The organism is Litoreibacter meonggei (assembly GCF_003663885.1).
Classification (GTDB): Bacteria; Pseudomonadota; Alphaproteobacteria; order Rhodobacterales; family Rhodobacteraceae; genus Litoreibacter; species Litoreibacter meonggei.
In genome coordinates, this window is the sequence record NZ_RCCE01000006.1 from 227,791 (window position 1) to 245,399 (window position 17,609).

General features: G+C 54.7%; 16 protein-coding genes. 11 read left to right on the forward strand and 5 right to left on the reverse strand.

From position 1 onward, the window contains the following. The first annotated feature begins 9 nt into the window (after positions 1-9). Both BCF46_RS17255 and BCF46_RS17265 read left to right on the forward strand, forming a co-directional pair. Entirely contained in the window at positions 10-783 is a 774-nt protein-coding gene (locus tag BCF46_RS17255; protein WP_121027311.1) for an ATP-binding cassette domain-containing protein, read from the forward strand. A 210-nt stretch (positions 784-993) separates the two neighbouring features. Next, positions 994-1,995, forward strand: coding sequence for a LacI family DNA-binding transcriptional regulator (locus BCF46_RS17265; RefSeq protein ID WP_121027317.1), 1,002 nt, complete (start codon positions 994-996; stop codon positions 1,993-1,995). 15 nt (positions 1,996-2,010) lie between these two features. On the opposite strand, the gene BCF46_RS17270 is transcribed toward BCF46_RS17265, so the two are convergent. From BCF46_RS17270 to BCF46_RS17280, 3 genes are read right to left on the reverse strand one after another with little or no spacing between them, the layout of a single operon-like run. Beyond that, entirely contained in the window at positions 2,011-3,165 is a 1,155-nt protein-coding gene (locus BCF46_RS17270; protein WP_121027320.1) for a Gfo/Idh/MocA family protein, read from the reverse strand. A gap of 3 nt (positions 3,166-3,168) precedes the next feature. Further along, positions 3,169-4,065, reverse strand: a complete 897-nt coding sequence (locus BCF46_RS17275; protein ID WP_121027323.1) for a TIM barrel protein — start codon at positions 4,063-4,065, stop codon at positions 3,169-3,171. A 15-nt stretch (positions 4,066-4,080) separates the two neighbouring features. Continuing rightward, a complete protein-coding gene (locus BCF46_RS17280) occupies positions 4,081-5,184 on the reverse strand; it encodes a Gfo/Idh/MocA family protein (protein WP_121027326.1) in 1,104 nt (367 codons plus the stop codon). A 129-nt stretch (positions 5,185-5,313) separates the two neighbouring features. On the opposite strand from BCF46_RS17280, the gene iolD reads away from it, so the two are divergent. The 9 genes from iolD to BCF46_RS17325 all read left to right on the forward strand — a co-directional run bounded on the left by iolD (position 5,314) and on the right by BCF46_RS17325 (position 15,048). Beyond that, positions 5,314-7,185, forward strand: coding sequence for a 3D-(3,5/4)-trihydroxycyclohexane-1,2-dione acylhydrolase (decyclizing) (gene iolD / locus BCF46_RS17285; protein ID WP_121027330.1), 1,872 nt, complete (start codon positions 5,314-5,316; stop codon positions 7,183-7,185). Then, the gene (gene iolC, locus BCF46_RS17290; protein WP_121027333.1) at positions 7,186-8,169 is read left to right on the forward strand and encodes a 5-dehydro-2-deoxygluconokinase; all 984 of its coding nucleotides are present in this window, start codon (positions 7,186-7,188) and stop codon (positions 8,167-8,169) included. Between the two features lie 10 nt (positions 8,170-8,179). Then, positions 8,180-9,022, forward strand: a complete 843-nt coding sequence (locus BCF46_RS17295) for a 5-deoxy-glucuronate isomerase (protein WP_121027336.1) — start codon at positions 8,180-8,182, stop codon at positions 9,020-9,022. Positions 9,023-9,098: 76 nt separating this feature from the next. Continuing rightward, positions 9,099-9,926, forward strand: coding sequence for a class II fructose-bisphosphate aldolase (locus tag BCF46_RS17300; RefSeq protein WP_121027339.1), 828 nt, complete (start codon positions 9,099-9,101; stop codon positions 9,924-9,926). A 4-nt stretch (positions 9,927-9,930) separates the two neighbouring features. Continuing rightward, positions 9,931-10,920 carry an inositol 2-dehydrogenase gene (gene iolG, locus BCF46_RS17305; RefSeq protein WP_121027342.1) on the forward strand — a complete coding sequence of 330 codons (990 nt, stop codon included), beginning with the start codon at positions 9,931-9,933 and terminating at the stop codon, positions 10,918-10,920. A 213-nt stretch (positions 10,921-11,133) separates the two neighbouring features. Beyond that, a complete protein-coding gene (locus BCF46_RS19820) occupies positions 11,134-11,355 on the forward strand; it encodes a hypothetical protein (RefSeq protein WP_121027345.1) in 222 nt (73 codons plus the stop codon). A 62-nt stretch (positions 11,356-11,417) separates the two neighbouring features. Continuing rightward, positions 11,418-12,938, forward strand: coding sequence for a DUF4123 domain-containing protein (locus tag BCF46_RS17315; RefSeq protein ID WP_170157968.1), 1,521 nt, complete (start codon positions 11,418-11,420; stop codon positions 12,936-12,938). Positions 12,939-12,987: 49 nt separating this feature from the next. Then, positions 12,988-14,340 carry a hypothetical protein gene (locus BCF46_RS17320; RefSeq protein WP_121027351.1) on the forward strand — a complete coding sequence of 451 codons (1,353 nt, stop codon included), beginning with the start codon at positions 12,988-12,990 and terminating at the stop codon, positions 14,338-14,340. A 3-nt stretch (positions 14,341-14,343) separates the two neighbouring features. After that, the gene (locus BCF46_RS17325; protein WP_121027354.1) at positions 14,344-15,048 is read left to right on the forward strand and encodes a hypothetical protein; all 705 of its coding nucleotides are present in this window, start codon (positions 14,344-14,346) and stop codon (positions 15,046-15,048) included. Positions 15,049-15,238: 190 nt separating this feature from the next. On the opposite strand, the gene BCF46_RS17330 is transcribed toward BCF46_RS17325, so the two are convergent. Together BCF46_RS17330 and BCF46_RS17335 are read right to left on the reverse strand one after the other, a co-directional pair. Further along, positions 15,239-16,090: a hypothetical protein gene (locus BCF46_RS17330; protein ID WP_121027357.1), complete on the reverse strand. Its 852-nt coding sequence runs from the start codon at positions 16,088-16,090 to the stop codon at positions 15,239-15,241. Between the two features lie 242 nt (positions 16,091-16,332). After that, complete coding sequence (locus BCF46_RS17335; protein ID WP_121027360.1) at positions 16,333-17,607, reverse strand: hypothetical protein; 1,275 nt, start codon at positions 17,605-17,607, stop codon at positions 16,333-16,335. Positions 17,608-17,609: the final 2 nt, after the last annotated feature.

The following is a 17,609-nucleotide window of genomic DNA, read 5'->3' on the forward strand; positions in this document are numbered from 1 at the left end:
GATCAAGACATGTCAGACATCATTCTGGAAACCAAAGGCCTAACCAAGCACTATGGCGGCGTCCATGCGCTTGAGGACGCAGACTTTGTTCTCAAAAACGGCGAACACGTTGCCATCATGGGTGACAACGGCGCGGGGAAATCGACCTTCGTACGGCAAATCACCGGAGTTGAGCAACGCACACGCGGCACCGTGACCTTTGACGGAAACGATGTGAATTTTGCCGGGCCTTTGGATGCGCGTGAAGCCGGGATCGAAACCGTATTCCAAACTCTAGCTTTGGCTGATGACCTTAACGTGCCGGACAACCTGTTCCTCGGACGTGAGAAGACAAAGTTCAACTTCCTCGGCCCATTTCGGGTTTTGGACTATAAGGCGATGCGTGAGGATACAATGGCTGGCCTCGAGAAGACTGGCGTGAAAATCCCCAACATCCGCAACACCATCGCCAATATGTCCGGGGGCCAACGGCAATGTGTTGCGATTGCGCGCACGGCCACATTCGCGTCCAAGCTCACCATCATGGACGAGCCAACCGCTGCTTTGGGCGTTCAAGAAACTGAGCAGGTGGAAAACATCATCCGCACCCTGAAAAAACAAGGCGAGAGTCTTATTCTGGTATCTCACAACATGCGTCAGGTGTTTGATCTGGTTGACCGGATCATCGTCTTTCGCCGAGGTCGGATCGTTGCAAACCTGAACAAGGATGAAACAGACGGCCAAGATGTCGTAGCCTACATCACAGGGGCAAAAACAGGCGCAGAGTATGAAGGGGCAGCGTGAGAAAACTATTTGATCTGACAGACCCCTTTTTCGCACCACCTTGGATACGCGTCCTTGTCGTAGTGATAACCGCGGTTTGGGGACTGTTTGAGATGTCTGCGGGCGCACCCATGTGGGGCATCATCTTCTTGGGGATTAGCGTGGTTTGTGGATGGCGATTTGCCACCATAGATTATACTGCTGCTCCCAAAGACTAAGGGGAGCGCGGGCATGGCCGTTACATTGAAAGATGTCGCCGAACTGGCTGGTGTGTCGCGCTCCGCTGTGTCGCGGACCTATACCGAAGGGGCGTCGGTATCAGTTAAAACACGAAAAAAGGTTATGAGCGCGGCGACCGCTTTGGGCTACAGCCCCAACGCGCTTGCCTCTTCTCTCACGACCGGGCGCACCAAAATGATCGGGTTGGTGTCGAACAACTTTCACAATCCGGTTTTTCTAGAGGTGTTCGACCTATTTACGCGCGGACTGCAGCAGCGCGACCTGCGTCCGCTGTTGGTCAATTTGACGGATGAAACTGACCCGGACGCCTCAATCAGAATGTTACGCCAGTATTCGGTTGACGGGGTTATTGTGGCGTCGTCGACGCTACCACCGGCATTCGCCAAAGCGTTCCGCGATGCAGGCGTTCCAGCGGTCCATTCATTTGGCAGACATTCTGCCCTACCTGATGTTGATGTTCTTGGCATCGACAACATCGCCGCAGGCAGGCTAGCGGCCCGCACATTGATAGAACGCGGATATACTGAAGTCGGGTTCTTGGGTGGTCCCGCTGATGCGACTTCGACCCTTGATCGGGAAAAGGGGTTCTTATCAGAAGTAGCGTTGCATAAAGGCATGTCAGCAACGACAAGTTTCGCAAACGCTTACTCCTTTGAAGCGGGCCATAGCGAGATGACGCGGCTTTTGAAATCCGATCCTGCACAAGCCTATTTCTGCGCCGATGACGTGTTATCCATTGGCGCGCTGTCTGCGTTGCAATCGGCGAGATTGCGGGTGCCAGCGGATGTGGGACTGATCGGCCTCAATGACATGAAAATGGCCAGCTGGGCCAACATCAATTTGACGACAATTCACAATCCATTTCCGGAAATTATTGCTGCATCAATCGAACGCGTGGCGGCCTTGGTGCAAGATCAAGATATCCCGCCCCAAGCCCGTCTTTTTGATTGTTCGGTGGTTGAGCGTGGAACGCTCAGACCACGCCGAAATTAACCCAATTCACCCAAATTAGCGAAACATTGGCGGTCTGGCATCAAGCCATGCGCCGTTTTCCTTGCCGCTTTCGGCAACAGCCACAACGGCCGCCATCGAACGCAGACCGTCTTCAGCACGCGGATATAGGTTGGCAGCGGGGTCCATTTCACGGCCGTCCTTGCGCGCACCAATCGCCTCGGCCAAATCTTTGTAGATGTTGGCGAATGCCAGCGGCATCCCTTCGGCATGACCGATCGTGACGCGGGTTGTACGATCCGCTTCCGGAGAAAGATTGGCCTCCCCGCGCTCGATAATCTGTAGGCGTTCGCCCAGCGGCATATAATATAGCTGGTTGGGCTGTTCTTGGCTCCAGCGCAGCCCACCAGTTTCGCCAAAAACCTGAATTCCAAGCCCGTGCTGGCGCCCAATGGCAATGGAGGAGGTCCATAAACGCCCCACGGCCCCGCCATCCATACGGAAGTTGACCATTGCATCGTCTTCGAGAGTACGTACCTCAATGCAAGACACTGTATCAGCGGAAAGCTGTGTCACTTCTTGGCCGGTTACAAAACTGGCCATATGCATCGCATGGATGCCGCAGTCAGCGAACTGTGCTGAAACACCAGCCTGCGCGGGATCATACCGCCAGCGCACGCGCGGGTTGTCTGCATCGGCAGCATCCGCATGATGGCCATGCGCAAACTCAGCATTTACCAACCGCACTTTCCCGATATCGCCGCGCGCAATCATTGCCTTCATATGACGCACCAGAGAATAACCGGAATAGCCGTAATTCACCGCGCAGATATTGCCTGATTTCTGGGCAATTTTCACAATCTCTTGACCCTCTTCAACGGTCATGGTCATCGGCTTTTCACACAGAACATGAAAACCGGCTTCGAGGAATGCTCTGGTAATCTCAAAGTGGGTGGAATTAGGCGTCGCGACAGTGACCAAATCAACGCGGTCCTCACGGTTTTTTTCGCCTTCAAGCATATCTTGCCACGACCCGTAAGCACGATCACCGAGGCCAAGGCGTTGACCATAGTCGATACCTTGTTCAGCACGGTGGTCCAACGCACCTGCGCTGAATTCGAACAATCCATCGAGCCCTGAGCCCAAACGGTGAGCTGGCCCAATTTGGCTGCCTTCGCCGCCGCCGATCATACCCCATTTCAGTTTTGTCATGGCTTAGGCTCCTTTAAAGCCGATGGATTCTAGATAGCCCCGGTTCAATTTGGCATCATCAATCGGCGAGGTGTCGCCCTCCGGATCACAGTCTTGCTCAACTGTGCACCACCCATCAAAGCCGCTGTCGAGTAGCACTTGACGGACAGCAGGGAAATCGACGTCACCGTCGCCCAAATTGCAGAAGATTCCTTGACCGCACGCATCGTAAAAGTCGGCGCGTTTGGCAACAACGTCTGCCTTCACTTTGGGATCAATATCTTTGAAGTGCATATAGCTGATCCGGTCGATATGCCGCTTCATAAATGCGACAGGGTCAAATCCGGCGTAGGAGTGGTGGCCTGTGTCAAAGCAAATCTTGAGGATAGAGTCGTCCACTTCGTCAAGCAGGCGCTCCAGCTCCGGCTCAAAGTCGATGAAACCACCAGCATGTGCATGCATCCCGACGGTTAGCCCATATTCCTCAGATCCCATCTTTGCGATCGTCGCGATCCTATCGCGAAATGCGGACCACTCGGCTTTGTCCATCTGCTCGGCCTCATGGGCACGACCAGCAGTCGGTGCACGGCGAGGCGAAATACTGTCGATCAATACAAGATGCTCAGCGCCGTGCGCCTTGAGTGCTTTGCACGTGCGCACAGCCCCATCCATTACGTCATCCCATTGTTCAGGATCATGGAAGGGGCGGAATACGACACCACCCACCAGTTCTTGCCCGAATTCCTCCAACGCCTCGGACAGCAAGGAAGGGTTTTCGGGCATGAAGCCAACCGGCCCCAATTCAATCCCAGTGAACCCGGCGTCCGCATTTTCCTGAAGGACCTTACGCCACGCTGGGTTGCGCGGGTCATCCGCAAATTCCACGCCCCAAGAGCAGGGTGCATTCCCGATTTTGATCATGTTGTAACCCTCATATTAATAGTCCGCGATGTCGACCCAAGCTCTTTTCCGACTTGAAGACAGCGCTGCATCTACGACTCTATTGACCTCCATACCTTCGGCGAAGGTAGGCCAAATATTTCGTTTTTCATGTAAGGCACGTAGAAAGTCGTGCGCCTCTATTATGATTTGATCCTGATACCCTGTGCCATGCCCAGGCCCCTGGCAAAATGGCAGGTAGTCTGGGTGAGCGGGGCCGGTCAAGATTTTGCGGAACCCCCGCTCTGCCTCCGGCCCATCCATCGTGTAAAGATGCAGCGCGTTTTGATCTTCTTGGTCAAAGCGGATCGCGCCTTTGGTCCCGTGTATCTCATAGGCATAGCCCATTTTTCGCCCGGTCGCGACGCGGCTGAAGAACAGATGCCCCTGCGCCCCGTTTTCAAACCGGCACATCATTTGTGCCTGATCGTCATTGGTAACTGTCCCGCCGGGCCGCTTGCTATGGACCGTCTCAACACTGGCAATCAACGAGGTGATAGGGCCGATCAGTGCACGTGCGGCGTTGATCATATGAGGCGCGAGGTCGCCCATTGTTCCGTTTGCATCGCCGTCTGTGCGCCATGTTACGGGTAATTCAGCGTCGGCGAGAAAGTCTTCGGTATGTTCGCCGCGAAACCACGTGACCTCACCAATCCGACCACTGTCAATCAACTGGCGCGCATATTGGGACGCTGGGGTGCGGATATAGTTAAACCCGACCATGTTGACACAGCCTGACCGGTCCGCCGCGGCAAGCATTGCGCGACTATCCCCTAGAGATGCGCCAAGGGGCTTTTCACAAAAGACCGGTTTGCCAAGCGAAAAGGCCGCCTCCGCAATCGCGCGATGCGTACTTTGCGGAGATGCGATAACAATTGCGTCGACTAGTTCATCGTCGACCAGCGTTCGCCAATCTGCAGTGGCCCTTTTGAAACCAAAGGATTTGCGGTAGCGTTCAGCTGATTCCGGCGATGATGCGCAAACCATTTCTAGAATGGGGCGCAAAGGCGTATCGAAAATACCGCCAACAGCTGCATAGGCGACAGCATGGGCTTTTCCCATATAGCCACCGCCAACAATTCCGATCCTGATTTCATCCACTTTACTAGACTCCGCGAAGAATTACGTTGCAACCGGTTGCAAAACGGCTATCCTTGTTTTGGGGCGCAGGTCAATACACATTATTTGCGCGCATATACAAAACATAGACCATGATGTGGAGAAAGCGTTGTGACACAGGCAGGCGGCACAATCACTTTGACAGTAGCGCAAGCAATTTTGCGCTATTTGGCTGCTCAATATATTGAGATCGAAGGCAAGAAAACGCGACTCTGCGGCGGTGGATTTGGCATATTTGGCCACGGAAATGTAACCTGCCTTGGTGAAGCTCTTCACGATCATCAAGACAAGCTGCCACTCTATCGCGGTCAAAACGAACAGGGCATGGGGTTCGCCGCTGCCGCGTACGCCAAAGCACATTTGCGCCGTCGCTTCATGTTCTGTACGGCGTCCGCCGGTCCGGGTACGGCCAACCTCTTGACAAGCGCGGCTTTGGCCCACGCCAACCGTTTGCCTGTTTTGATGCTGTGCGGGGATACCTTTATCACACGTTTGCCCGATCCGGTGCTGCAACAACTTGAGCATTTCGGCGATCCGACGCTTGGCGTGAATGATGCGTTCAAGGCGGTAAGTCGCTTTTGGGATAGGATCACTCATCCGGCCCAAATTATGCAGTCCCTACCGGCTGCATTGAACACGATGCTTGATCCGGCAGATTGTGGCCCTGCATTTCTTGGCCTCCCCCAAGACGTGCAAGGCTGGACCTACGACTATCCATTGGCGTTTTTTGAAGATCATGTTCACCGAATCCGCAGGCAATCCCCTGATGCCGACGAAGTGACAGAGGCGGCCAGCTTATTGAAAAGCGCGAAGCGTCCGATGATTATCGCAGGCGGCGGTGTCCAGTATTCCGGCGCAGTAGCGGAGCTGACCCATTTTGCTGAAGTACATTCCATTCCAGTTGTCGAAACGATTGCGGGACGGGCCAATATGGTCGCGATCCATGATTTGAATATCGGTCCTCTTGGTGTCACCGGATCAGACTCCGCAAATGCGATTGCTCAGGAAGCCGATGTAATTCTCGCCGTTGGAACGCGGTTGCAAGATTTTACCACCGGCTCTTGGACGGCATTCGACAAACACGCGAAGATCATCGGCCTAAACGCAGCGCGCCATGATGCGGCGAAGCATATGTCTGCGACCGTCGTAGGGGATGCCAAGCTTGGTCTTCTTGCGCTAAGCACAGCGTTGGGTGACTACTCAACGCCCGAGGACTGGACGGCCAAAGCTCGGACGGAGCGAGGTAAATGGGACGACTACGTGTCCGAGAATACCCGCATTGGCAACGGCCCGGCGTCTTACGCACAAGCGATTGGGGCGATAAACGACGCATGTGACCCACGTGATCGTGTCGTCGCAGCGGCGGGCGGTTTACCAGCTGAGGTGACGGCGAATTGGCGTACCTTGGATATTGGCACCGTGGATGTTGAGTTCGGTTTTTCGTGCATGGGCTATGAGATCGCCGGGGGCTGGGGCGCACGAATCGCGCAATCTGAAACAGAGCCTGACAAAGACACCATCGTCTTTACCGGAGACGGATCATACTTACTGATGAACTCGGACATCTATTCGTCTGTTCTGACTCAAAAGAAGATGATTGTTCTGGTCTTGGACAACGGCGGATTTGCCGTCATCAATAAACTGCAGAACAACACCGGCAATGAGAGCTTTAATAACTTGATCGCCGACACTCCAACAGCGACCAACCAAATACGTGTCGATTTCGAGGCTCATGCTCAAGCTCTAGGTGCTGTAGCGGAGACGGTGGAAAGCCCCTCAGGATTGCCGGAAGCTTTCGCGCGCGCCAAGGCATCAGATCAGACCTATGTCATCGTCATGAAAGTCGACCCCTACGAGGGTTGGACCACCGGAGGGCACGCGTGGTGGGAAGTCGGCACGCCTCATATTTCTGACAGCGAAAAAGTGACACAATCCCACAAAGATTGGGAAGCAACACGTCCCCGTCAGCGAAAGGGGGTCTGAATGTCCGCGTTGATAGAAGGCATCAAGGCCAACAACTTTATCATCGTAGGTCGCGCAGGAATGGACTTCTTCGCTGATCCGCCAGGCACAGCGACAGAGGACGCCACCGTGTTTCATGCAGGCTTGGGTGGTTCGTCCGCGAATATTGCGGCAGGGATTTGCAAACTAGGCGGACAGGCCGCACTGGTCACGCGCGTCTCAGATGACAGTATTGGGCGGTATTGCACCAACCAACTTGCGCATTATGGCGTGGATGGAACCTACGTAAATCCTGTTGGTGGCGAATATCGCAATTCGCTCGCGGTCTATGAAAGTCGCATCGAAGGGCATCAATCTGTCATCTACCGCAACGGCGCTGCTGATTTTCAAATGGATTTAGCAGACGTCGAGGCTGTTGATTACTCCCGCTTTGGCGCGCTAATCACCGCCGGAACAGTCTTTGCAGCAGAGCCATCACGATCAGCAACCTTTCACGCATTTTCCTTGGCAAAAAAGGCAGGCCTGCCGATCATTTTCGATGTGGATTATCGGCCCTATTCGTGGCCGTCGGCCGAAGTTGCCTCAGACGTGTTGAGTAGAGCTGCGGCCCACTGCGACATGATCGTCGGCAACGATGAAGAGTTCGGGTTTATGGCAGGCGACATCGCGAAGGGCTTAGACAAAGCGCGCGATCTATCGAAGACTTCGGCAACGATGGTTGTCTACAAAATGGGCCCTGAGGGGGCAATCACCTTCGCTAACGGCGAAGAAATCCGCACTGGCATTTACCCGGTGGAAGCCCTTAAACCAACCGGCGCCGGAGACAGCTTTATGGCCGGACTCGTCACCTCTCTAGCGGGCGGGCACGACTTGAAAACAGCCATACTGCGCGGCTCTGCTTGCGCGTCGGTCACTGTATCACGCCCGGGTTGCGCACCAGCAATGCCAGATACACAAACACTTGAAACATTTTTGGCCGAGCATTCCGGCCCAACCGAAAGTTAGAGGCACGACCATGCATATCGCTCCATTTGATAACCAAAACAAACCCATCGTTGATGTGGAGGATGCAACCGTACCGCTCAATTATTTCAACATCGTCAAATTGAAGAAGGGCCAGGCGTTCGAATACGCAGTACCGGGCTACGAGACCTGCATTGTCCCTGCCACGGGTACGATTGACGTAAATGTCGAAGGGTTCAAAGCCGCAGATTTGGGTGGCCGCGTAGAAGACGTTTGGGGTGGCGAGCCAGAAGGCGTCTACGCTCCCACAGCGGCGAAGGTCGAAATGGTGTGCACATCTGATGAAGCTGAAATTTTCGTGGCAGGTGCGCGCTATGACAACGTCTTGGAGGCATTTGCTGTCCGCTCTGACGAATTGGATTTAGTTCAATATGGCTCGGATGACACCAAAACCCACCGCAAAATCAAGCATATCCTTGGTCAGAAGCAGCATGACAAAGTAGGCCGGTTGTTGGTGTCTGAACTCTATACAGTAGGCGAAGGTGGCTGGTCTGGGTTTCCATCACACAAGCACGATACTGATCGCCTGCCGATCGAGACCCGCCATGACGAAACCTACAATTTTCGCTTTAAACCAAAACATGGCTCCGGTGTGCAGATGTTGCAGCGCGAGGATGGCAAGCCAGGCGATGCTTACCATTTGGTAGACAGCTCAACAATTTGCCTTGATAGCGGCTATCATCCGTGCTGCGTATTGCCCGGCTATCAGATGTATTACTTCACGATCCTTGGCGGCCTATCGCAGCGGTCGTTGGTGCAGTTCTTCCAGCCGTCCCATGCCTATCAGATCGAAACGATCCCCGGCATCAAGGACATGATCGCGAAGTTCAAATAGAACACTCACAGCTAACCCTCTGCCCCGAAACGCAAATGCCAAAAGCCGATTTTGGCTCTCACTTGGAAGACCTGCCATGCCCTTGGTTACCCTTGCCGATGTCTTGCAACCTGCGTTGAAGAATGGCTACGCCGTTGGCGGGCTGGTGACCCTTGGTTGGGAGGATATGCGCGCATTTGTTGCCGCTGCCGAGGCCGAAAACTGCCCAGTTATCTTGCAAGCTGGCCCCGGGTGCCGCGAGCACACGCCATTGCCCATCTTGGGCAAAATGTTCCTGCACTTGGCAAAGGTATCAAGCGTGCCAGTGGTCGCCCATCTTGACCACGGCTATACCTATGACGAGTGCGCGGAGGCGCTTGACTCGGGCTTTACCTCGTTGATGTTTGACGGCTCACGCAAGCCATTGGCGCAGAACATCAAAGAAACTAAGCGTATCGCCGATATGGCCCACAACGCAGGCATTTCCTGCGAGGGGGAGATCGGTTTCGTGGGATATGCAAAGGGCGAAAGTTCGGCCGGCACTGACCCTGAGGAAGCCGCGATATTCGCTTCTGAAACGGGCGTTGATGCGCTGGCGATTTCGGTCGGGAACGTGCATTTGCAGGAAGACAAAGTAGGTGGCTTGGACGAAGCACGTATTGCAGCGATTCAGGCTGTGACAACCGTGCCTTTGGTTATTCATGGTGGGTCCGGCGTGCCAGTGGCGCAACGCACCCGCCTCGCAAAAACGACAAACATTTGTAAATTCAACATTGGAACCGAATTGCGTATGGCGTTTGGAGCAGCAATGCGGAACGCAGTGAACGCCGAACCTGAGCGTTTTGACCGGGTTTCCATCCTGAAAGACACCCATGACCCGACGGTCGCAGCAACGCGCCGTGTCCTAAAAGCACTGAAAGGATAATCCCATGCTGAACATTGGAATTCTTGGATGTGGCCGCATTGGCCAAGTTCACGGTGCATCACTGCAAAACATGGCTGCAGGACGTGCTGTAGCCGTGTCCGATTTCGTGCCAGAAGCGGCAGAAGCGTTGGGCCGCAAGCTTGGCGCAAAAGTTATGACCAGTGAGGAGATACTGCGTGATCCAGGCATCGACGCAGTGGTGATCTGCACACCAACGACCACGCACTACGACCTGATTCACCAAGCCGCTGCAAACGGCAAAGCAATCTTTTGCGAAAAGCCGGTGGATTTATCAGTGGACCGCATCCGCGACTGTCTTGCGGTAGTCAAGACGGCCGGTGTTCCATTCATGACCGCCTTTAATCGGCGTTTTGATCCCAGCTTTGCCCACCTTCAACAACAAATTGCAGACCAGGTGATTGGGAACGTAGAAATCGTAACGATCCTGTCGCGCGACCCGTCACCGCCACCAATTGGATATATCAAAACCTCTGGCGGTATTTTCCGCGACATGATGATCCACGATCTGGACATGGCCCGTTTTCTCTTGAACGAAGAACCCGTTGAGTTAACCGCCGCCGGCTCTTGCTTGGTAGACCCGGAAATCGGGGCTGAAGGCGATTTCGATACCGCTGTGGTCACATTGAAAACTGCCAGCGGAAAGCTGTGTCAGATCAGCAATTCGCGTCGCGCGACTTATGGATACGATCAACGAATTGAAGTCCATGGATCCGAAGGAATGCTCCGCGCCGAAAATATGTTGGAAAACTCGGTTGAATTGGCCACCGCCACAGGATTTCGAAGCGCCGCCACGCAGCCGTTTTTCTTGGAGCGCTATGCAGCTGCATATAAAGCAGAAATGGCACATTTCATCGATTGCGTCTCAAGTGATGCCGAGATGACACCTACCGGCGAAGACGGGCTAAAAGCGCAAATCTTGGCCGACGCCGCTGATGCCGCCGCCCGTGATGGTCAATCTCGCAAGCTAACTTAGAAACGGCACATACAAAGTAACGTGCTGACGGCCCTTATCCTGCAAAACCACTTAGCACTCCAAGTTTGTTGGTTCCATGTCTCTATGCAATCACTTGAAAGCCATCCCCCTAAGTTGCCCATATTAACCGCAAACGGGGCGCTACTCAGGATGAGCGAGGCGCAAGGCCGTAGAAGTTAGAAGCCGTACCATCGCCAGTTCAATTCTTGAGAGATGCCAAACCCGCTTGCGCAGAATTTGCGACCTGCATACGATCATCTTGATATCCTCACGGCAGAGGAGCCGGGTGCGATAGACATGATCCGTTTTGCGATGACCTCTTCGGACAAGATGCTTGATCGGCAGTACAAGCGGGGGAACGTCATGTCGAAGAAATTGGAGCCAAATAAGCCACTCGTCACAGAGTTGGCAGAGCTGGTGAATCCTTTTTACTAATGGCGATTTTCGAAACCAAATGTCGACTGCGTGACGAAGCCGGGACCTGGGGCGCAATCCTGGTGGCTGAGGCAACGTCGGCAGCGGCTGTTGATGACATCGCCCGCGTGGCCTTGGCAAATCATGCGCTTCACTATCTGGACTGCGAGCTACCCCAACCTTTAAACGAGGCCCTAGCGTCAGAATTGCTCCGTGGTCTGGCACAAGCTATCACCGTTGATGCACCAGTGCAGCTTTCACGCCCCTACGCGATCCAAGACACGGCATCACCTCTTGCGCTACATTCTGAATTGGTCGGACTGACGGCGCTCGACCCTGAAAACTCGGCGCCCTTTTGGGATCGCCCTTGGTGTCCGCCTGAACTCTTCGACCTTCTATTTAGCGGTTCGCGCAGAACCTATCTTATCTTGGATGCAAGCAAGTATGCTCGGATTGAAGGTGAGTTTGATTTCGACATGCTAGCGGACACGCACAAAATCGAAAGCCTCTACACCGGAGACGCCGCGCGTGATCTGCATGACGTTGCACCTTATTTGATCGACGTAACGCTCAGCACTTCCGACCCCAGCGCCCTTCATCGCGATTTTTTCAAAAAGCACTGGGGCAAAGGCTCGGGCCTGTTCGTACGCAGTGATCTTAGTTTTGAAGCCCTGCGCAAACATCTACGCGGATTTACCCGCATCCGGAGCAGCGGCACAGCCAAAGGGTGGACTACGTTCCGCTTTTGGGATCCTCTCGTCGCCCGCATCTACTTTCTCGGCCTAGACCACAACCCCGACCGGGTTGCGCGGTTCTTTCAGACTCCGTCCACGGCGCTGAACTTTGTTATCGAGCACGGCCCAGACGCGGCCTTGCACCTTTGGCCAACCGACCTGTCGCAAAATTTCCAAGCTGGAGGCCGTCCACCTCTGGTCTTTGATGCCACCGATTTCGCTCTAATGGATCAAGTCGTTCTGGCTGGTCTAGGGCAGGAGCTTGTCGATTGGCTAGCTGCCGAGCATCCAGACCGGTTCGCAGATTTCACGCCAAACCAATTCGGCCATCTGGCCCATCACATCCTGATCCAAGGCCAGCATTGCGGCTGCGAGACTAAAGACGACTTCGCTTTTCTCGCCCAAATGATGCTGACGCTTGGTGGCTGGTTCCACCGCTCGGCCACACCTGCCCCGTTGGTTCAAATCATCCGCGAAACTGGTGCGCACCAAACAGTCCTTAGCAAAAACTTTTTATCGGCCTTTGCGGATACCGCTCAATCAGAGCTCGTATCGCAATTCTCGGATGTCCACGCATATCTGACTGCGCTGCCGGAGCGTGAATCGGTCTCCCCATCACAGTTCCGAGCCTTCTGCGCGCGCTTTCTTGGTGATAGGCCCGTCGCGACCGAGGATGCTTTGAAGGCCACGAAATACCGGCTTGCCGACCTGAAGCTGAATGAAACGCAAACGGGCCGTCTTTTGGTACTGACGCTAATCCTAGGCCACCGCTTCTACGAAGACCCTTTCCGCCCTTGGGCGCACCCAGACAAACCCGATGCAGTCGGTGAAGCGTTAGCCGCAGCATGGAAGCATCTAGGGCTTCCATGAACTGACACAACCCGCTAATAAGTAGTCATTTAGATGAGTTGTAATTTCAATGACCGTGCCACCAATTCCCGTAGTTAAACCGGTGCCGCCACCCGCGCCCACTGCACCCGTTCCTATCACACCCGTCACCCCGGCGCCGGTCCCATCGCCGACGGTGAAGCCAGTAAGCCCAACGCCTATTGCACCCGTCGCGACGCCATCGCCCACCCTGTCTCCTGTCGCGCCAACGGGCACGTTGACTCCGGTGGCATCCTGTTGCCCGAAGGCGGCACACTTTACCGCCTCGTCGACTGTTTCAGATTATTTTGGTTTTGACGACAAAACCAATTTGGTTTCCACCGTCGGGGTCGACGAATACTGGCTGCCTCCTACCAAGGCGAAATCCCTACCGTCCAACCGCGAAACCCGCGATGGCGCTGCATGGATGTCTGTCGAGGAAGGTAAGACTGCCAAGGCGAAGATCAATTTTGCAGGTCATTCCGGCGTCGGCTGTATTTCGAACGTAACCTTTAAACCAGACACACCTGCCCATGTCAGTGTGGTGTCAAGCACCGTGGCCGGAGCCGTTGCAGTCTTCGAAATCAAAGGCGGAACCGAGGGCGAGTGCTCTGTTGAGGTGGTATGCAGCGGCAAAACCGTCGGTTACATCCACGTGGCCTGCTACAAGCCGCAAGCCTTTCGGGTGGCCATTTGCAACATCAATCAACCCGCACCGCCGCCACCGCCCCCTCCAACTCCGCCCGCTGGTGCCGCAGCCCCAACTACACCGGCAACCCCGCCCCCGCCGGCGCTTAATTTGCCAGTGCCAGCCATGTCACTGTCCGGCTATCAAAGCTTTTTCGACGAGGTTTATAAACAGGCCGTTGCCCCGATCACCCTTTCCTCGCTAGCCGGTTACAACCTACCAGCTACGCCCAGCGTTCTGGGCGGGAATTTTTTCGACGCCGGTAATTCGATGGGGTACAATCACTTTGTGGCCAACTATGGCTCCATTCGCGCTCAGACTGACGCTATCCATGCAGCTGTGTCCGCGCGTGATCCTGGATACGACTACTACCTGTACCTGATGCCGATGCCGAACCTGACACCGCCGCCACCCGAAACATCGCGGCTAAATGGATACGTGAATACAATCAGCGGGACATACGGTATCTTCTTCAACGCAGGCCCCGGCCTGACCAGCACCGCGGCGCATGAGTTTGGCCACCTGCTAGGCCTGAGGCATCCCAACGATACAGCCGGCGCCAGCCAATACCCGACGCATCTTCAGGCTACGACCGCTGCTGAGATACGCGCCAACACGTCGGTCAATGACACGCTAAACCTCATGGGCTATGGTCACCCTCGCCCCGCGCGCAAGGCCCTGCGATTGAAGCAGTGGAAATCCATCCCAAATAGGTGAAACATGGCTGACTATTTCGTAGAGACGCAAAACCAGTGCCCGATAGAGTTGGTGCAAGAAGTCCGGCAGGTACAGCGCGCGACCTCCGCGGACAAGCTTCAGACGCTTTTTGGGGAGCGCCAGGGTTTTCTGCCGTCACCGCTTTGCAGTCGTGCGATGGTTGCCACACTCGCGCAAAAGGTCTCACCCTCGGACCGGCAAGACTATTCCGCGGGACTTTTGATGCAGATGTTGGGCACCTATGGAGCCTTGTCGACCAACCCGGGCGGTGATGCTTACCTCGATGAAGACTTTATGGGCACTGTACGGTCCGCGATTGAACGGATGCGATACCATTCCGGAGACGGACGTTTCGCCCACCTCTACTTTCCTGCCGCGCGCAGCTATGGGGCCGACGTTGATCCTATGGTGGTTCGCGATTGGACCTTTCGGCCTGCCGATGCGCGGTTTTCCGAAACCTGGGCCCACGCAATCCACCACCTCTACAAGCAAGACGAGGATACACGCGATCAGGTCGCAGACAAACTTGCCACCGTCGCAGACCCCAACCATCTGCTGGTGATGCTGCAAAACGTCGCCGCTATCGGTCCGTTTGCCCGACCGCTTCTCGCAACCTTCCGCGACGACCCCCGCAGGCCTGACAACGGCATCGCGGGCTGGGAGTTGGACACGATTGGGCAGGAAGTAACGCGGATGCTTGCGCGCTGATCTTGACAGATCGCAGCTAGAGTTTCGTCGCCATCTTTGTGGACGCACACGTCGCATTCAGTTTCTGCGATTGCCGTCACGACTTTCAGCCACCCAGACACTCTCTAACGGCGTATCCAGAAAAGCACACGCCCCAACGCTTAAATTGCTGGCGTCGCGGGATTTAGGCGATACATCGCCTTTTCATCGACTAGAGCCAATTATTCCAATTCTGAACGCTCAGAAAACCTTTCGGATGAAGCTCGTCCAGGAAATAATCCACGCGACATCTATGCTCGTCCGCTTCCACTGACCTTATCTGAAGCTGCTCTGCATACTGCTGCCAGTCGTCGGGATTGTCCGCGAAGCGCAAATCCAGTAGGTCCCCCGCGCTGCCGGTTGCCGGGATAATCTTGGTCTCAACCGACAGGCTTCGCAAATCATCTTTGTCTATTGCATAGTCATCAATACATTCTTGCGAAAGAACGGAACGCCACCGCAACCCAGGGAAAAAAAGCTTCCCGTCTGCATAGCTTCTAACGATCCCTAACATTTGCTCATATTGCGCAAGGGTGCAGTCGCGCTTGTCTTTACTCAAGGCGGCAAGCGCACGAGCCTGCGACAGGGCCTGTTCTTCGGGATAGCTCGACGCATAAGCACAATAGGTATCCAGATGCCGCGCGAAGTGATCAAAGACGTCCATTGCCGGTCGGATGTCGACCGACTTTGACTTACCCTTACGCTTTGGCCTTACATAAAAAGAGAAGCTCACGGAATCCTGGTGGGGAAGTCCAGCATCGGGCAGAAAATAATCGGCACGGAGCGCGTAGTCTTTATGATCAAATGATCCAAATGTCCCAAACTCCAACGTCTCGGAGATCAATCGCTCACGGTCCTTGCTAAGGTAAAGTCTTTTGCTTTTTGGGTTCGGCTCAAGCTCATACCAAAACTCAGGTAATAATTCCTCGGGTAGTGAAAAAAGTGCATCCAGGAAGTCGCGTGCCCGCGGTTTTTTGCACAACACATAGGCAGTGACGGAAAGCTCAGAGTGAATCTTTTTCATGGGTTAATTCTCACAGGGTTTCCATTGAAGTCTTGGACCGAACCTCCAACGCCGCGTATCTCTGCTTTTAGGTTTGCACTCAAATGGGCGCCAGGTCTTACATGAAGAACAAACCGAGCCTGAAGGTTTCGTGACAATTGAAGCTCCGCTTGAATTTGTCTTGTCAGATACACTCGTGGCATGTCCTTGGCTTCATGGACCTCGGCTGCGCCAGTGGTACGGCCAAGTGCGCTTCTAACTGCTCATGTCAATCCGTCAGGGATTACCCTAACGGAGGAGCGGCCAATTCGGACATCAAAACCTTCACCATTAACTTCACCGCCCCGCCGGGTAATCGAGTCGCTTCCTTGTTGTAGAGATGCACGGCGTGATATCTGCGCCTCTGGACTTCGCATATAGGCGGAGCGTAGGACCGTGGTTGCCAAATTCCGCGCGGCTCTCGGATCCCGATGCGCAAGTGCACTAAAATCGCCAATGTTGTTCACACCGTTGGGCGGGCCATGTGTCCGCAATGCGCTATCAAGTTCCACCCTGGTAAAGCGCCCTGCCGCCATTTGAGTTTGTCCGCGCCGCAACGAACCAAAGACAACGCCGCGATGTATCCTGTTCGTGCCAACCGCACCGTTCTGGACGCGCCCGCTTAAAAGCTGCCTCACACCGTTCAGGCTGCTATCCGCGACCTGAAAGGGCTCAAAGAGTACGGCAGCGGGCGGGGAGCCATAAAATATGTCGATATTACGCACGGGTGACAGCGACGACTGATCGAACCAGTGCGACGGAACTGGCCCGAAATTGTTGATGTCGGCTCCGACTGAACCGAACATTTTCCAGAACAAGTCCCGTAGAGTCCCAGCGCCATAGTCGTCAAATGTTATTGAAGGAGCTGCGTATCCACCATTGGCCCAGCCTGCGACAACAGGGTCAATCGGTAGCATCTCGTTGCTCCACAAAGTGCGCCCATATGCCATTCGATAGTAAATTGTCCCGTCCGGCCCCGGAAAGCTCGCCGCAGCCCAAACATGAGCTTGCCCATCGGATATATTCGAGTTGATCCACTGAGACGGCTCGTCAGCAAACATCTGCTGAACGGAGTCCGACGCCTGAGGACACATAAGGTAATCGGTCGAGCCGACACCAAATGTCAGGCAAAAAGCTTCATACTCTTCTGGCGTACGAGACGGGATCGAAAAGCCGTCTTCAGGCACGCCAATGTCATGCAGGAGAGCATAATAGAGGGCGACCAGCTCTGCCGCGTAGGCCGGGTCAATGTCTTGCAGAAAGGAGCCATTTCGGAAGCCCGCCAGGGCGGTGACTTCGTCGAACCTTTGGTTCAGACGGAAACCGTATTCGATGTCGGTTTCGGACATGCGCCGCTCAAAGGGGTATTGAAAGACCTGAACTTCTACGCAGGCGGCCTCTGAGCAAGCTGCGTCCCCCCCCTGCCCTCCAACGTCCACGGGAATTGCGATATCCCCGCCTGTCGATAGAAAGTCTGGAATATCCCCTTCGATCGCCATGG

What these genes read in the sequence shown, in the direction of transcription:
- BCF46_RS17255 (WP_121027311.1), top strand. Translation starts at nt 10, where the DNA reads ATGTCAGACATCATTCTGGAAACCAAAGGCCTAACCAAGCACTATGGC.
- BCF46_RS17265 (WP_121027317.1), top strand. Translation starts at nt 994, where the DNA reads ATGGCCGTTACATTGAAAGATGTCGCCGAACTGGCTGGTGTGTCGCGC.
- BCF46_RS17270 (WP_121027320.1), bottom strand. Translation starts at nt 3,165, where the DNA reads ATGACAAAACTGAAATGGGGTATGATCGGCGGCGGCGAAGGCAGCCAA.
- BCF46_RS17275 (WP_121027323.1), bottom strand. Translation starts at nt 4,065, where the DNA reads ATGATCAAAATCGGGAATGCACCCTGCTCTTGGGGCGTGGAATTTGCG.
- iolC (WP_121027333.1), top strand. Translation starts at nt 7,186, where the DNA reads ATGTCCGCGTTGATAGAAGGCATCAAGGCCAACAACTTTATCATCGTA.
- BCF46_RS17295 (WP_121027336.1), top strand. Translation starts at nt 8,180, where the DNA reads ATGCATATCGCTCCATTTGATAACCAAAACAAACCCATCGTTGATGTG.
- BCF46_RS17300 (WP_121027339.1), top strand. Translation starts at nt 9,099, where the DNA reads ATGCCCTTGGTTACCCTTGCCGATGTCTTGCAACCTGCGTTGAAGAAT.
- iolG (WP_121027342.1), top strand. Translation starts at nt 9,931, where the DNA reads ATGCTGAACATTGGAATTCTTGGATGTGGCCGCATTGGCCAAGTTCAC.
- BCF46_RS19820 (WP_121027345.1), top strand. Translation starts at nt 11,134, where the DNA reads ATGCCAAACCCGCTTGCGCAGAATTTGCGACCTGCATACGATCATCTT.
- BCF46_RS17320 (WP_121027351.1), top strand. Translation starts at nt 12,988, where the DNA reads ATGACCGTGCCACCAATTCCCGTAGTTAAACCGGTGCCGCCACCCGCG.
- BCF46_RS17325 (WP_121027354.1), top strand. Translation starts at nt 14,344, where the DNA reads ATGGCTGACTATTTCGTAGAGACGCAAAACCAGTGCCCGATAGAGTTG.
- BCF46_RS17330 (WP_121027357.1), bottom strand. Translation starts at nt 16,090, where the DNA reads ATGAAAAAGATTCACTCTGAGCTTTCCGTCACTGCCTATGTGTTGTGC.
- BCF46_RS17335 (WP_121027360.1), bottom strand. Translation starts at nt 17,607, where the DNA reads ATGGCGATCGAAGGGGATATTCCAGACTTTCTATCGACAGGCGGGGAT.